15 protein-coding genes are annotated in these 15974 nt (G+C 51.1%); all 15 read left to right on the top strand.

The window, feature by feature from the left end; genetic code table 11:
- Positions 1–10: 10 nt before the first annotated feature.
- The 15 genes from LFE_RS09240 (at position 11) to LFE_RS09170 (ending at position 15933) form a co-directional block, all read left to right on the top strand.
- A complete protein-coding gene (locus LFE_RS09240; RefSeq protein ID WP_014449954.1) occupies positions 11–1471 on the top strand; it encodes a UDP-N-acetylmuramoyl-tripeptide--D-alanyl-D-alanine ligase in 1461 nt (486 codons plus the stop codon).
- Positions 1471–2541 (top strand): phospho-N-acetylmuramoyl-pentapeptide-transferase, encoded by a 1071-nt coding sequence (mraY, locus tag LFE_RS09235; protein ID WP_014449953.1) that lies wholly within the window; start codon positions 1471–1473, stop codon positions 2539–2541. Before LFE_RS09240 ends, mraY begins: the two co-directional genes overlap by 1 nt.
- 12 nt (positions 2542–2553) lie before the next feature.
- Positions 2554–4161, top strand: coding sequence for a UDP-N-acetylmuramoyl-L-alanine--D-glutamate ligase (gene murD / locus LFE_RS09230; protein ID WP_014449952.1), 1608 nt, complete (start codon positions 2554–2556; stop codon positions 4159–4161).
- The gene (locus LFE_RS09225; protein WP_014449951.1) at positions 4161–5447 is read left to right on the top strand and encodes an FtsW/RodA/SpoVE family cell cycle protein; all 1287 of its coding nucleotides are present in this window, start codon (positions 4161–4163) and stop codon (positions 5445–5447) included. Before murD ends, LFE_RS09225 begins: the two co-directional genes overlap by 1 nt.
- Positions 5437–6528, top strand: coding sequence for a UDP-N-acetylglucosamine--N-acetylmuramyl-(pentapeptide) pyrophosphoryl-undecaprenol N-acetylglucosamine transferase (locus LFE_RS09220; RefSeq protein WP_014449950.1), 1092 nt, complete (start codon positions 5437–5439; stop codon positions 6526–6528). The genes LFE_RS09225 and LFE_RS09220 overlap by 11 nt, the downstream gene beginning before the upstream one ends.
- A gap of 89 nt (positions 6529–6617) precedes the next feature.
- Complete coding sequence (murC, locus tag LFE_RS09215) at positions 6618–8024, top strand: UDP-N-acetylmuramate--L-alanine ligase (protein ID WP_014449949.1); 1407 nt, start codon at positions 6618–6620, stop codon at positions 8022–8024.
- The gene (gene murB, locus LFE_RS09210; RefSeq protein WP_014449948.1) at positions 8021–8914 is read left to right on the top strand and encodes a UDP-N-acetylmuramate dehydrogenase; all 894 of its coding nucleotides are present in this window, start codon (positions 8021–8023) and stop codon (positions 8912–8914) included. The genes murC and murB overlap by 4 nt, the downstream gene beginning before the upstream one ends.
- A 59-nt stretch (positions 8915–8973) precedes the next feature.
- On the top strand, positions 8974–9921 hold the full coding sequence (locus tag LFE_RS09205) for a D-alanine--D-alanine ligase family protein (protein WP_014449947.1): 948 nt from the start codon (positions 8974–8976) through the stop codon (positions 9919–9921).
- A 51-nt stretch (positions 9922–9972) separates the two neighbouring features.
- Complete coding sequence (locus LFE_RS09200; RefSeq protein ID WP_041774312.1) at positions 9973–10791, top strand: cell division protein FtsQ/DivIB; 819 nt, start codon at positions 9973–9975, stop codon at positions 10789–10791.
- Positions 10792–10850: 59 nt separating this feature from the next.
- Positions 10851–12188 carry a cell division protein FtsA gene (gene ftsA / locus LFE_RS09195; protein ID WP_014449945.1) on the top strand — a complete coding sequence of 446 codons (1338 nt, stop codon included), beginning with the start codon at positions 10851–10853 and terminating at the stop codon, positions 12186–12188.
- A gap of 96 nt (positions 12189–12284) precedes the next feature.
- Positions 12285–13448 carry a cell division protein FtsZ gene (gene ftsZ, locus LFE_RS09190; RefSeq protein ID WP_081495460.1) on the top strand — a complete coding sequence of 388 codons (1164 nt, stop codon included), beginning with the start codon at positions 12285–12287 and terminating at the stop codon, positions 13446–13448.
- On the top strand, positions 13448–14095 hold the full coding sequence (gene pgeF, locus LFE_RS09185) for a peptidoglycan editing factor PgeF (protein WP_014449943.1): 648 nt from the start codon (positions 13448–13450) through the stop codon (positions 14093–14095). The genes ftsZ and pgeF overlap by 1 nt, the downstream gene beginning before the upstream one ends.
- Positions 14092–14817, top strand: a complete 726-nt coding sequence (locus LFE_RS09180; RefSeq protein ID WP_014449942.1) for an alanine racemase — start codon at positions 14092–14094, stop codon at positions 14815–14817. Before pgeF ends, LFE_RS09180 begins: the two co-directional genes overlap by 4 nt.
- Entirely contained in the window at positions 14795–15658 is an 864-nt protein-coding gene (gene proC / locus LFE_RS09175) for a pyrroline-5-carboxylate reductase (RefSeq protein WP_014449941.1), read from the top strand. Before LFE_RS09180 ends, proC begins: the two co-directional genes overlap by 23 nt.
- 41 nt (positions 15659–15699) lie before the next feature.
- Complete coding sequence (locus LFE_RS09170) at positions 15700–15933, top strand: YggT family protein (protein WP_014449940.1); 234 nt, start codon at positions 15700–15702, stop codon at positions 15931–15933.
- The last annotated feature ends 41 nt before the right edge of the window (positions 15934–15974 follow it).

Genomic DNA, 15974 nt, shown 5'->3' with positions numbered 1-15974 from the left:
GGATGTCTGGATGACTTCTTCAGAGGTTCTTGAGGCAACCGAAGGAACTTGGTGCAATAACGTGGACTCTTGCCCGGATGATTTCCGGGGAGTGTCAACAGATAGTCGCAATATTAAAAGAGGGGACCTTTTTCTTGCTCTTTGCGGGCAACGATTTGACGGCCACTTCCATCTTCAGGAAGCGATGGAGAAGGGGGCAGCTGCAGCCCTTGTCGAAAGACCGATGTCCGGAATGATTCCGCAGATATTAGTGAAAAACACGCAAAAGTCCATGCTTGATCTTGCGAGAGTCATTCTTCGAAAAAGACGGGCAAACGGCGGGAAGATGGTTGTTCTTACGGGAAGTGCCGGAAAAACGACTACAAGAGAATTGATTCGCCTGGGTTTGTCTTCATCTGGGGAGCCTGTCCTGGCAAGTTCCGGGAATGAAAATAACGAGATTGGGGTTCCCCTGACCATTTGGGGATGGAAGAGCTCGGAACCATACGCTGTCATTGAGGTCGGTGTCCGAAAAAGAGGAGATATCGGATACTTTGGCGATGTCGTTTCATCGGAATGTCTGGTGATTACCTCTATCGGCCCCTCACATCTCGAGACACTCGGAACGCTTCGCGGTGTATGGGAAGAAAAAAGCCAGTTGATCGAAACCATCCGGGACGGTGGATTCCTGATTTTGCCAGAAGATGTTTGGAAACAGTTTGCGACCCCTATGCAGCAAACATTGCTCGAGAAAAGGAAGATCCATCTGGTGTTGACCCGTATGAATGGTCATGGTGTCCCAGCGGCCGGGAAAGATGCGGAAACATCCATCGGCCACAGAACGATGACGATTCTTGAAGGGTCCTTTTGTCTCAGGGAGTCGGGATATTTCTTGCAGGGAAGTTTTGAGTCCACTGATTTTTCGATCAAGATGGAAATTCCCTCCCCGGAGCTTGCCATGGATATGCTTCTTGCCATGGGGGTATGTGGAGTTTTCGGGACTGATCTTTGTAAAGCGTCAGAGGCCATCGGAGATTACAAGGGTGGATCAGGAAGGATGCAGCCTTTAAGGTCCAAAAATGGAATTCTCTATCTTCTTGACCACTACAATGCGAATCCCCTTTCGATGGAAGCGGCTTTTTCCCTTGTTGATAATTATCACCGGGGAGAATGGTCTGGCGGAAAAATATGGGGAATCCTCGGAGAGATGCTTGAATTGGGGGAGGACTCAGAGTCGTGGCATCGATATGTGGGACAAAAAGCGGCACGTCTTCCCTGGGGAGCCATCTGGTTCAAGGGCAACCACTTTGAATCTTTTCTGGAAGGGTTTGTGTCGTCAGGGGGGAATCCATCGCTTCTCCATCGAATTACCGGTAAAGGTGATCCGGATGATCGTTATCGTCTTATTGCTCCGGGAGATATTGTTCTTCTCAAGGCTTCCAGAGGTACCGCCCTGGAGACGGAGTTTTTTCACCTTGGACTGGAGTTGTAATGCTGTATCTTCTTCACTATTTTCATCATGATTTTTCTGCCTTCAATCTATTTCGCTACATAACGTTCAGAACGATATATGCTTCCCTGTCAGCTCTTGTCTTGGTTCTCCTCTTCGGTCCCTTCATGATCCGTCTTCTTGTTCGTTTCCAGATTGGGCAAGAAGTTCGGGATGATGGTCCTCAATCCCATCTTTCAAAAAAGGGCACCCCGACGATGGGCGGGATTCTGATTCTCATAGGAATCATGATTCCGGTTCTTCTTTGGGCTGATCTCTCGAACAGGTTTGTCTGGATGGTTCTGGTGGCGCTTTTGGGTAACGGAGCCATTGGATTTCTGGACGACTATCTGAAGATCATCCGAAAACAGTCGAAGGGGCTTCTGGCCTGGCAAAAGTTTTTGCTCCAGACCGTTCTGGGGCTGATGCTGTCGATCTGGTTCGTGGAAACCTCTCCTGATACGCGCATCATCATTCCTTTTTTTAAAGCGATCAATCCTGATCTCGGGATTTTTTTTCTGCCATTTGCAATCGGAGTCATTTCCGGAACATCAAATGCCGTGAATCTGACCGATGGCCTGGATGGTCTGGCAATTGGTCCGGTCATCGTTGTTTCCATGTCCTTTCTGATCATCTCCTATCTTACGGGGAATCAGGTCTTTGCTCATTATCTGGAGTTGCCGGGAATGCCGGGAGCGGGTGAGCTTTCTATTGTTGCGGGTGCCATGGCCGGAGCTTCGCTGGGATTTTTATGGTTCAACGCCTATCCGGCATCTGTTTTTATGGGGGATGTTGGCGCCCTGGCTTTAGGTGGAGCCCTTGGAATGATGGCAATCATTACCCGGCAGGAACTCCTGCTCCTGATCCTCGGAGGCATTTTTGTTGCAGAGGCACTTTCGGTGATTGCTCAGGTGGCGTCTTACAAGATTCGAAAAAAGAGAGTTCTCAGAATGGCTCCCCTGCATCACCACTTTGAATTGGGGGGAGTGAGTGAGCCAAAACTGATTGTCCGATTCTGGATCGTCGCTCTGGTTCTTGCCTTGGTCAGCCTTAGTACATTGAAAATTCGCTAAAGGGGATAAGCAATGGCTGTTTCGGAGACACGAATGCTTTCAAAGATTTCAGTCAATCAGGAAGAAGCGACTCCCAAGGAAAAAGAACAGGTCATGGTGCTTGGAGCGGGACGATCAGGGATAGCTGCGGCCAGGCTGGCTGTTTATCTTGGTGGGGATGTGACATTGAAGGACGAGAACATCGACTGTCTTTCTCCTCTCCTCAAGGAGCAGCTATCAAAAGAGGGCATTCATCTAGACCTTGGAAAAATCCTGAAGCCGCTCGACTTCGGAACAGCCACGAAGGTGATTGTCAGCCCGGGCCTTCCCCCTGAAAAGTGGTCAGGGCTTGCGGTCCCTGAATATGACAGCAGGGTGATTGGAGAGCTGGAATGGGCTTCGGCACTTTCTCCCTTTCCACTTCTTGCCGTGGGGGGAACAAATGGAAAATCGACAACATCTGCACTGGCGGCTCATTTTCTAAGAGCATGCGGTCTATCGGTTTTCCTCGGAGGGAACTTTGGTACGCCCCTTTCGGAGGCGGTTCTGTCGGAACGCAAGAGAATCGCACAAGAGTTGTCTCCTGAGTATGATGCTGGCGTTGTCGAAATATCGAGCTTTCAGGCAGAAACCATGAGTCCTGTCAGATCCTGGTTCGATCCTGTTGTCCATCTTTTTCTGAATATTACTCCTGATCATCTTGACCGCCATCCTTCAGAGGAAGCGTATCGACGGGCAAAGTGGCAGTCATTTCGAGGAATTTCACCATCTCATTTTACTGTGTTCAACGGTGATCCGGAGTCAGGACTCTACCCTCTCCGAAAAACTCCCGGTCGACCGGCCTTTTTCTTTGCGAGCCGGAAAGGAGCCTCTCCGGAACTTCCTGTTGAAGAAGCTCCGGTCTTTCTTCTATCGGAAGACGGAAAGACCGGAAGAGTCTCGGGATTCCCCGGACAAAAGGGAGAAACAGAGATATGGCAGCTTGACGGCTTTTCTTTGCCGGGTCTTGGAAATCGCCAAAATCTTGCAGCCAGTCTTTTGGGAACGCTGATTTTTTTAAATGAGCAGCGAAAAATTGGGAAAGTTCGAGGCCAGGACTCCGGAGATATGCCGTTTCCAGAAAAGACATTGCTTTTGGAAAGTCTGTCCGGATTCAGAGGGCTCCCCCATAGGATGGAAGTCATAGCAGAAAAAAATGGCATCTGTTTCATCAATGATTCCAAGGCAACAAATGTGGATGCGACATTGATGGCCCTTAAGGGGTTTTCAGTGAAGAGCGGGAACAAGGGCGGAGATGATGCAGATGCAAGATCTCTGATCCTGATTATGGGTGGACGTGACAAGGGTGCTTCCTATTTTCCACTGGCCTCTCCGGTCAAGGATCTTGTCAGGGTGCTGATTGTTCTTGGAGAGTCAAGGGAGGTGATTGCAAAGTCCCTTTCCTCCTTTTGTGAAACGATTCCGGTTTCAAGCATGAAAATGGCTGTCGATGTCGCCTTATCGAAAGGGCGAGAGGGAGACACGGTCCTTCTTTCGCCGGGTTGTTCAAGCTATGACATGTTCCACGGGTATGAAGAGCGTGGAAATGCCTTTGCCATGCTGGTGAGGGAAGCTCTCGGAGTCTATAGGGGAGGGGCTTGATGGTTCAGGACTCAACTTGCCATACGGGTGTTCCGAAAAAGATAGAAGACCCTGAAAAAACTGAAACAATGGATGGGCAGGACGGAACAGGCCCTTTCAGTGTTGACCGGACCCAAAAAATGGACATTGTCCTGATCTGCAGTGTGATCCTTTTGATCTTTGTCGGAGTCGGGATGGTCATGTCGGCTGCAATCGCCACCAATCAACCGTTCCGCCTTTTTAACCGGCAGATGATATCGGCCCTTTTGGCCATTGCCGTAATGCTTGTGACCTCAAAGATTGACTACCATTTCTGGTCCCGCCACCGGTTTCTGGTCTATATGTCCGGACTGGGTCTGTTGATGCTTTTGTATGTTCCCCATGTTGGAATGGTGATGAACGGGGCAAGGCGCTGGATACATCTTCCAGGGTTGACTCTTCAGCCTTCCGAGATTGCCCGCGATGCGATGATCTTTCTTGCTGCGGTTCTTCTGAACAAGGCGTATCAGAAACGCAAGGATTCTCCCGATCAGTCTGGACCCCTCGAGATTCCTTTGAAATCCCTCTTTATTTTCAGTATTCCTCTCTCTATTTATTGCGCTCTGATGCTAAAAGAGCCGGATTTTGGTTCTACAGCATTTATGGTCATGATTCTGGGAACGATGTTTTTTCTGGCCGGTCTCTCATGGAAAAGATTGTTCCAGATCCTTGGCATCACCGTTCCGGCCGCCTTGTTATTTGTGTTTTTTCATCGCTATGCACTTGAACGATTCCATAACTTCACACTGGCCCATCATAGTGCTTCGTCGGCTACGACCCAGCTAGGGCAGTCTCTTGTTGCGCTTGGGGCTGGAGGACTTGCGGGGCTTGGGCTTGGCCACGACTGGGTCGGGGGAGGTATTCTTCCTGAGCCGGGGACGGATTTTATCTTTGCGTTGGTGGGGGAAGAATTTGGGCTTATCGGAACGCTCATGATCCTGTTTTTTTTCCTGCTGATCTTTTTCAGGGGAATGAGTATTGCCGGAAAAGCCCCGGATTTTTTGGGGAGGATTCTGGCACAGGGATTTACTCTGTCAATCGGAGTTGAGGCCATTTTCAACATGGGCGTTGTAACCGGTCTCTTCCCGACAAAGGGAATTCCTCTGCCTTTCCTGTCCTTTGGTGGCTCTTCATTGCTTTCAAATGCGATCGGTGTGGGAATCATCCTTTCTGTGTCCAGATTCTCAGGGAAAGATGCCCGTGAGCTTGCCACAGCTCCTGTCGGGGAGGCGATCACTCATCCGGAAGTTCCGGTTCATGGCCGCTAAAAGGTTCCCTCTTGAACGTGTTCGACGACTTTTGGTGACGGGTGGGGGGACGGGGGGCCATGTCATCCCTGCTATAACCATTCTGGATGAAGCACGGAAAAGGGGGGTTGCGGTCCTTTATGCTGGTGCGCCTGATAGCCTTGAGGAACGACAGGCGAAGAATCGCTCCATTCCTTTCTCGCCACTCAAAGTAACAGGTTTTGCTGGAAAGGGGGTGAGTGAAAAAGTTCGTGCGCTGGGGATTCTTCCCGGAGCGATCAGGAAAGCCAGTCTGCAGATCAGGGCATTTTCTCCCGATCTTTTGATCGGTACCGGAGGATATGTCCAGATTCCATGGGTTGTTTCTGCCGGTTTTTCTGGCGTTCCGGTAGTCCTTCTTGAACCCAACGCGGTTTCGGGTTGGTCGAACAGGATCTTGTCCCCCTTTGCCCAGATCATATCGACAATCCACCAGGATGCTCCATATGGAGGCGTTCCGGTCCGGGGGATTCCTGATGTTGGCTCAGTTGAACGATTCCGGGAGCCTCTAAGGATTGTTGTTGTGGGGGGGAGCCAGGGTGCCAGAGCTCTCAATGAAGGAATACCAAGGATACTCTCCGATCTTTACGGGAAGCCCGGAGTTCCCGCTTTTTCGGTTGTCCATCAAAGTGGAGAAAAATGGCTTGAGATGACTCGCTCCGCATACAACGGGGCCCCTTTTGAGGTTGATGTCTGCGGCTTTCTGGAAAACTTGCCGGAATATTACCGCACGGCATCTCTTGTGATCTGCCGTTCCGGAGCGATGACCGTGACCGAGGTCACCGCAGCTGGCGCTCCGGCAGTTTATATTCCTTATCCGCATGCTATTGGTGACCATCAGAGGCGAAATGCCGAAATCATCGCCAACTGCTCGGGTGGGTGGATATGGAGAGAATCCCTTATCCAGGAATCAGGGTTCTCCCATTTTTTGATCAATGTATTGTCCAATCCGGACCTGCTTTCAAAAACCGGGGAGAATGCCCGCCTCAATACTCCGGCGGTTATGGTGGATCGATGGTTGGAACGGCTATCACCAATATGGGGAAATCTTTCCAATGCCTGAAAATTAATCCATAATGGCAATTGCTTGGGGGCAGCTTGGCCGCCGTGGTGGTGGGGGCTGTTCCTGACTGAACGAGGGAGAATAGGTGTATGCTTAGATACATGGTCAAATCGCTTCATTTAGTGGGAATCGGTGGAAACGGGATGGCTCCCATTGCAGAAATTCTTTTGGCGAAGGGGTTTCGTGTTACGGGATCAGACAGCTACCAGACAGATTTGACCAGAAGGCTTTCGGAGCTTGGCGCCACAGTTTATCTTGGACAAAGAGCCGAGAATGTGGGCGATGTGGATGCGGTTGTTGTTTCAACAGCTATTTCCTCGGAGAACCCTGAGGTTCAGGAGGCTCGGAAACGGGGTATTCCTATTGTCCATCGGGGAGAAATGCTGAGCGAGCTGATGAGAGGGACTGTCGGGGTTTGTGTTGCCGGCTCTCATGGAAAGACGACAACAACTTCGATGATCTCGACTCTCCTTTATCTCGGAAATTTGGATCCGACATGTGTTGTCGGTGGTCGTGTCCATCATTTCGGGGCTCATGCAAGAGTGGGAAAATCCTCTTTTTTTGTTGCAGAAGCTGATGAAAGCGATGGATCCTTCCTGAAGCTTCCGCCAATCATCTCCGTCGTTACGAACATCGATCAGGAGCACATGGATTTTTATGGTTCCTATGATCGTCTCAAGGCGGCGTTTCTGGAGTTCATGAATCATGTTCCATTTTATGGGAAGGTCTTTGCCTGCATAGACGATCCTGGCGTCAGGGAGTTGATCGGGAATGTCAGTCGTCGTGTGATTACTTATGGGGCGAGCCCAGATGCCATGATTCGTGTGGTGGGTGGTGCCGAGGGAATTGTGGTGAATGGTCTTTCCTCAACCTTCTCGGTGGAAGGACATGGCGAGAAATGGGGATCTTTTTCACTGGAAGTTCCTGGCCGTCATAATGTCATTAATTCTCTTGCGGCCATTGGTGTTGGGCGGGAACTGGGAATGCCCATGTCGGAAATCCGCGAAGGACTCTCCCGATTCCGGGGAGTCGGGAGACGATTTACTATAGTGGGTGAAGAGTCGGGTGTCCTGATTGTTGATGATTATGGCCATCACCCGACGGAAATTGAGGCAACTCTATCTGCTGCAAAACAAAGCTTTCCCGACAGAAGGCTTGTGGTTGTTTTTCAGCCGCATCGTTACAGCAGGACGAGAGATCTTCAGTCCCGCTTTGCCCACGCTTTCCTGAAGGCCAACCTGCTGATACTGACTGAAGTCTATGGCGCGGGAGAAAAGCCGATTCCCGGGGTGACCGGAAGATCCCTTTGTGAAGAGACTCAGAAGGTAATGGGGGCTGATCGCGTGCTTTTTGAAGGGGATCGCCAGCGGTTGCCGGCATTCCTATCCGAGATTGTTCGGTCTGGTGATGTTCTTCTGACCCTTGGAGCCGGAGATATTACAAGCCTGGGTCAGGAATATCTGGACATGGTCAGGAGTGTCAGCCGAATTTCATGACAAATTCAGGGGCGATAACGGGGCTCAGGAGAGAGAATCTTTCAAGGCATTCGACGATCCGGATCGGTGGTCCGGCGGAGTATTTCTTTCTTCCTGAGTCTTTTGATGATCTTTCTCGAATTCTGGCAGATGTCGCATCGGGATCACTGCCCTCTCCCCTGCGTTTTTTTGGGAAAGGCTCGAATATTCTTTTTTCGGACGCAGGTCTGTCGGGAACGGTCGTTAGTACAAAACGACTGACAGTGTTGACGGTTCTTCCGGATGGGAGTTTTCTGGCCCAGGCGGGTGTTTCTATGCCTTACCTCTCCAAAGTGGCTGCTTTTAGCGGACGGTCCGGATTTTCTTTTATGGCCGGGATCCCGGGAACAGTCGGGGGTGGTGTCGCTATGAATGCTGGTACTCCGGAGGGGGATTTTTCCCGCATCGTAAAGAAGGTTCGTGTTGTCTCACCAGAGGGTGTTATTACCACCCTTTCAGGGGATGATCTTGACTTTTCTTACCGCCATTCGATTTTTTCGGGTGAAGCTCCGGAGTGTGGGGTGATTCTGGATGTCCTTTTGTCAGGAGAGGCTTCTGATCCTGCTGTTTTGCAGGAGAAAGGGAAGGAATCCCTGATAAGAAGAAATGAACGTCAGCCTCTTGATCGACCGAGTCTGGGATCGGTTTTCAGAAATCCCCAATCAGACCATGCTGGCCACCTTATCGAAATCTCCGGATTGAAGGGAGTCCAGAAAGGGGGCATCAGCATCAGTCGCAAGCACTGTAATTTTTTTGTCAATGAAGGATACGGAACGGCAGCAGAATTTCTTGACCTGATGGAGGAAGTTCGCCAAAGGGTCAAGACTCTTACGGGATTCCTTTTGGTTCCGGAAGTCCAAACACTGTTTTAGTCTGTCACATCGTGAGTGTTTCAACCGATTGTTCAACGGTATTTTCAAGGGGATGATTCGTGGTTTCAAGGTTCGGTCGGGTAGCGGTTCTTTACGGAGGAGATTCTCCTGAGGCGGAAGTTTCAAGAATGACGGGCGAAGGTGTTCTGTCTGTTTTGTCCAGCCTTTCAGTGGTTGCGAGGGGAATGGAAGTCGGGCCAGGACTGCCGGCGCTTCTATCGGAGTTTCATCCTGATGCCTGCTTTCTGGCAACTCATGGAGGAAAAGGGGAAAATGGAGCGCTTCAGGGATTGCTTGAAGTGATGGAGATTCCCTATACCGGGACCGGAGTCCTTGGGTCCGCACTTGGAATGAGCAAAAGTGTGTCCAGGAAACTGTTTCGTTCCGGAGGGCTTGTCGTGCCGGAAACACTTGAATTTTCCTCGAAAGATTTCCCCCGGGATCTGGCCCTTCCTTTTCCGTATCCCGTGATCGTCAAGCCGGAGTCAGCCGGTTCATCGATCGGGATTTTGAAGGTGGATTCTCCTGAATGTCTTCGAGATGCCATTTCTGATGCGATGTCGCATTCCTCTAAAGTGCTCGTGGAGCCTTTTCTTGTCGGGCGCGAAATTCAGGTGGGTCTCTTGTTCGGAGAACCGATTGGCATTATTGAGGTTGTTCCTGATCCCAAAGAGCCTTTTTATACCTTTTCCTCAAAATATCAGCCCGGCGGATCCCGCCATCTTTTTCCGGCTGCGGTTACAGAGCCGGAAGAAAAAGCCTTGCATCATGCGGCAAGTGTGGCTTGGGATCTTTTGGATCTGAGGGGGGTTGCGCGGCTTGACACAATCCTTCTGCCGAGTGGGGATGTCGTTGTTCTGGAGATGAATACTCTTCCCGGAATGACGAAAACATCGCTTTTGCCCGAGATTGCCATGGGGATGGGAATTCCTTTCCCTGACCTGGTCTGCCGCATATTAAATGGGGCATGTCTTGATAGTGCTCCCGTTTCACAACTCAAACAGTAAAAGATGGGTGATCCTGCCCCAAACACTGCTCCCTTAATTCTTAAGGGTAGTATGAGAGGGAAGGGGCGGTGGATTCTCGTCCTCATCTTTTTCCTGTTTCTCGCGATCCTGATCTTCCTGCCATCCCCGAACCGCCGCACTTCATCAAAAGCCTTTCATCTTGTCCTGAAAGGGGGAGTGGCTGTATCAGAGCGGTCGGTGGCTTTCTGGATAGGTCCAGATCCCATCTCCAGAATGGGATCGAATGAGACAATTCGCTTATGGGTCTTGCATCATCCCTGGGTCAGGACTGCGGCTCTTGTTCGTCAGCCATGGGGTGGTGGTTCCGTTATTGTTGATTTGCAGAAGCCTGAAGCGATTCTCCGTCCTCCAACAATATTTTCTCCCGGACAGCCTTCTTTTCCATGGGGACAACCCAAAATCCTACCCTATCTGCTTCCGACAGGAAAAGTTGTGACGGGGTTGTCCGTTTCCCGTTTCAGAAGTCTTCCTGAGGTCATTCTCCAGACACCACTCAAGCTTGGGGATGGTGAACGTGTGCTCAAAACGATCCGGAGAGAACGGAAATGCCAGGATCACGGTGCTCCCGAAGGAAAGACATTCGTTTTTCTGGGGAAACATGAAATCAGGATGCTTCCTGACCATGCTTCTTACTATCTGGTTCTTCCGGAAGGAAAATCATGCGATCCATTCCGAATGCTCGCCAGATTCTTCAAGACGCACCCTATGGATCCAGGAGGCCACCTGAATGTGGGGGAAGGGGGGGCTGTTCTTGGGATCGATCTTCGGTTTTCAAAAATGATCCTTTTGAGACAGCGAGTGGAAGAGAAAGCTCTTTCAGGAAAACATGCACCCAGAAAAAAGTTGTGATCATTTTGAAGGTGTGAGAAAATCACCCGGTCTTGTTGTTGATATCATAAGCGGTCCTGATGGTTCTTTCTGGGGAAATCGGTGGGGAAAAGTGTAATGATGATGAGGGTGGTATTCTTATGGAATTGAAGGAATCGCAACATTTTCCGGAAACGTCTCTGTATGCGGCTCTTGATCTCGGTTCGACGAAGGTTGTTGCGATCGTCGGAAATGCGCTCGAAGACAACTTGTTCGAGATTGTTTCTGTGGGAGTTGCTCCTACAGGAAATTTTATCAGAAATGGGACGATCGTTGATGTCCAGCAGGCTGTATCTGCAATCAACCGGGCGCTGGATCAGGTGGTCAGGGTTGTTGGAAGGCCGGTGAAGAAGGTTGTTGTCGGTTTTGCCGGTGGCGAAGTGGTTGGGACCGATCAGCGTGTGATCGTGGCATTGAGGGACCGGGAAGTTCAGCTTCCGGATATAGAAAAGGTCATGCAGGAAGCCCGTTCAATGGTGAACCGGCCTGTATCGGAAATCCTGCACGTTATTCCGAAATCCTACACAATAGACGACCTTTCCGGAATTCCCAATCCCATCGGGATGGTCGGCAATCGGCTTGAGGCGTCGGTCCATGTGATCAAAGGGTCGGAAATGGTCATTGCCAACCTGAAGAGAACAGTCGAACGGGCCGGGCTTTCGGTATCGGATGGTGATCTGATCCTTCATCCTCTTGCCAGTGCGAGGGTTGTTCTTTCCGAGGATGACAAAGAGCTTGGGGTTGTTTTGGTCGATATCGGTGGCGGAACAACCAATGTTGCGGTTTATGTCAATGGGGCCATTGTCGGGGTGCGGGTCATTCCTCTGGGTGGCATCAATATGACTCGGGATCTGGCTATTGTTCGACGTGTTTCCCAGGAAGAGGCCGAGAGGATCAAGATCCAGACGCTTTCAAGACTCTCTCCTGCCGAACCAGGCCCCGACGGGACCGAAGGGGCTGTTGAGGCTCTCGATGCGCCTTCCAGGGAGGTTGTCGAAATTGTTGAGGCCAGGCTCGTCGAGATTCTGGAGCGGGTTGTGGCCTGCCTCAAGGAGATGAAGGTGGATATCCAGTATCTTCAGCGTGGGGTTGTCCTGACGGGAGGCGTGAGCAATATGCCGCAGATGGTTGAAATTGCCCGGAAGGTTTTGTCTCCCCTTCATATTACCCTCGGGTCTGTGGAGTCCCGTGTTCAGGGAGTGGTGGATCGGGCATCTCTTCCGGAGTACTCTTCGGCGGTGGGGCTTCTGTTCTGCGCAAAGGATCATTGGGGTGAGATGGTTCCTGAATTGGATTCTCCAAAGCAGGAGGTCCTCCTGTCTCCTCCTGAGAAGAAGCCAGCTGGCTCCATCTGGAGCTGGATCAAGGAAATTATTTGATGGAGAGCCCCAAGGGATTTTGTTTTCGAGATAAGCCGGATTCCCGGGTATGAAAACATATGTGAAAGGATCGTTCTGATGGAAGACCAGAAGCCGATGATCGACTATAACCAGTCCGGTCTTTTGAACGCTCGCATTATCGTTGTAGGAGTCGGAGGAGGCGGATGCAACGCTGTTTTGTCGATGATCCAGGCGGAAGTGTCGGGAGTTGAGTTTGTTGCAGTCAATACGGACCTTCAGGCATTGAACAGGGTTCCCGCAAACAGGGTCCAGATCGGCGGGGCAACCAGCCGTGGACTTGGTGCCGGAGCCAACCCCGATATCGGCAGAAAAGCGGCTCTCGAGGACATTGACAAAATCCGGAATGTCCTGAAGGGTGCGGATATGGTTTTTGTCACAGCGGGAATGGGCGGTGGGACCGGTACCGGAGCGGCACCAGTTGTTTCTCAGGTTGCAATGGAGCTTGGAGCCCTCACCGTTGCTGTCGTTACCAGGCCCTTTTCCTTTGAAGGGCCAAAGAGAGAGGCTAATGCCCAAAAAGGGCTGGCGGATCTGAAAAAAAATTCGGACACACTGATCGTTATTCCCAATGACCGGCTGATGTCTGTGGTGGGCAAGGATGTTCCCCTGACAAATGCGTTCAAGACGGCAGATGATATCCTTCGTCAGGGCGTGCAGGGGATATCGGATATCATCACGAAACCCGGGTTGATCAATCTGGACTTTGCCGATGTCCGGACAACGATGTCCAAAATGGGCCGTGCCGTTATGGGAATCGGATCAGGGACCGGAGAAAAGAGGGCCGTTGAAGCCGCCAGAAACGCGATCAACAGTCCCCTTTTGGAAGAGGCTTCCATAAGGGGCGCAAGAGGTGTTCTGGTGAACTTCAGCGGAGGATCAGACATGACTCTCCATGAGGTGATGGAAGCTTCAAATCTTATCCAGGAGGAAGGTCAGAAGGGACTCAATATCATTTTTGGAACAGTGGTTGATGAGTCTCCCCAGGAGGCTATCCATATCACTGTGATTGCGGCAGGTTTTGACCCTCCGGAGTCCGAAACACTTCCGATCTCCGAACCTTTGGCTTCTTCCGGGGAGATTGATCCTGAGGCACTCCAGGCGATTCCCGCCTACCTCAGGAGGCAGACGCCTGTGGTCAACAAGCTTCCTGGTGAGAAGGATGATGGCGAGGATCAGGCAGAGTTCGATCCGGCGCATATTGATACTCCGGCCATATGGAGAAAGAGGGGAGATGCCTAGTGTACCTTCGCCATCCACTCCTGTCTTCATACGGGATTGAACATGGTTTTGGACTTGCTCTTTCCAAGGATCCTGCGAGCAGGCCACTAACAGCCCGTCAGGTCCATGGGGTGGATGTAAGAAGGGTGGATGAAAACAGGGACGCTGCTTTTGAGGCGGATGGTCTATGGACCGAGGCCCCGGGAACAAGAATCGGGATCTGGACGGCAGATTGCCTCCCTGTTTTGTTTGCCGACAAGGGGGGGCGGGTTGTGAGCGCCGTTCACGCCGGATGGCGGGGTGCGGTAAGGGGAATTGTCACCGAAGCTCTTGAGCGCCTCAAAAAAGAGGGAAATGTACCACCTTCCAACCTTCTTGTTGTTCTGGGGCCATCAGCGGGTCGTTGTTGTTATGAGGTCGGTCCGGAGGTTCATTCTGAAGCATTGTCCCGCTATCCGGACTTTTTGGGCCGGAAGGCACATCCGAACCATTTTGACCTTCCTGGACTGGTTCTTCACCAGCTCGCTTCTGCTGGAGTTCCTTCGAGCCAGACAGGTTCGATCGATCTGTGCACGATCTGTCACCCTGAGCTTTTTTTCTCTCATCGTAGACAGGGATCCTTGAGGAGTGGCCGTTCCATGATCAATTGGATTCAATCCGCAACGTGACCCGAGAAGAGATTCTCTCCATTCGACTCGGACTGATTCGTGAGCTGATCGCAGTTGAGTCCTCCGCTCGGGGAGATGCATCTGCCGTGGAGGTTGTGGCAGTAACGAAGGCGGCATCCGATAATGATTTCCTTGCAATGTCGTCCTTGCATCTTCCCCTTGCGGAGAACCGATGGGAAAAGCTCTCGGCAAGGCTTGCGCTACTGGGCAATGCCGGAAAGGGTATCCCTTTTCACTTCATTGGGGCCCTTCAGCGAAGATCGACAAAAGACAAAGGTTTTCCTGTCAACCTGATCTCAAGCGTTGACCGGGAGAATATTTTGCCAATCCTGAATCAAATGGCTCTTCAGTATGGTGTTTTCCAGAATATACTTGTAGAGCTCGATCTCTCCGGGATCCCTGGTCGAAGCGGTGTGTCGCCTGACTCCCTTCCTGTCCTTTTGGACGCGATTTCAAAGTATGGGTCACTTGTTCTCAAGGGACTCCTCGTTATGGGGGTTCCTCCATCTCCTTCGGGAGACCTGTCTGAGACGATCCGGATCTTTGATGGGGGGAGGAGGCTTTTCGATTGGCTATCCGGACAATGTTCAACGGTGGACACTCTTTCCATGGGGATGAGTGGAGATTATCTGGAGGCGGTTCGGGCGGGCTCCACACAGGTTCGCCTTGGAACAATCCTGTTTGGAAAGGAAGAAATCATTGGGAGATCACACCCTGTCTAACCCCTCGGCCATATGGGTGATCGGATGCGGGAAAATGGGGGAAGCCTTTCTGAGAGGGGCTCACGCGTATTTTTCCGGGATGGGCCGGGAGAAAGATCTTCTGGTCATTGAACCGGCTGATGCCACCAGGGAGCGGGTTGCTTCCCTTTATGCTGTTTCCACCTTTTCTTCAGTCGAAAAAGCCATTGAAAATGGACGTTTCCCTGAAATCATATTTCTGGCCGTAAAGCCCGACCGATTCTTATCATTGGCAGGAGAGCTGAAGCGCCTTTCTTCTCCTGTTCTGGCGATTTCTGTTATGGCAGGAATCACTCTGGCACTCCTTGAACGGCATGCTCCGGAGTTCCGATGGGTCAGGACCATGTCTAATCTTGCACTGACAACCGGAGAGGGCATGACCCTGATTGCTCCGGGATCCACGGCAACGTCTTCTGATGAACGACTTGTCTTGGACCTCTTTTCCCGGATGGGGAAAGCGCTCATTCTTGAGGAAAAGGATTTTGATATCGCGACGGCTCTTGCGGGTTCAGGTCCGGGCCTTATGGCTCTCGTTGGCGACGCTCTTGTCGATGCGGGGGTATTGTTTGGTCTCAAGAGGGAGACAGCTTCTCTTCTGGTGGCCCAGATGTTTTTGGGAACGGGAACACTCCTCCTTTCCGGGTGTTCTCCTTCAGAGCTGAAGGGGTATGTCTCTTCCCCCGGTGGAACAACGATTGAAGGAATCGCAAGTCTTGAAGACAGGGCTGTCAGAGGGGCATTCATTGAGTCCATTTCGGCTACAGTGAAAAAGTCCAGACAGTTATCTGGAGATCCCTCCGGCTCTGCCGGAGCCAAAAACTGATTTATGCACCAATATGCAGTTCATCAAGGAGAGGATTGTCAATGCTGCTTTACCGGCTTCTCTATTTATATTCCTGGATCGTGATCATACGCGCCCTGATTTCATGGGTTCTTCCCGATCGGTCCCACCCTGTTGTAAGGTTCCTCGAGATGTTGACCGAGCCTGTTCTGGCTCCGATCCGGAAACTTGTTCCTCCAGAAAAACTAGGAGGAATGGATATCTCGCCGTTGATCGTTATTTTTTTGATTCAGGTTCTTCAGCACTTTATCTACTGATATTGAGCCTGATCTTAACGGATGAAGTCTGGTTTCCATTT

The organism is Leptospirillum ferrooxidans C2-3 (genome assembly GCF_000284315.1).
GTDB classification, from domain to species: domain Bacteria; phylum Nitrospirota; class Leptospirillia; order Leptospirillales; family Leptospirillaceae; genus Leptospirillum; species Leptospirillum ferrooxidans.
Note: the sequence above shows the minus strand (reverse complement) of the source record. Positions and strands in the feature narration are given on the sequence as shown.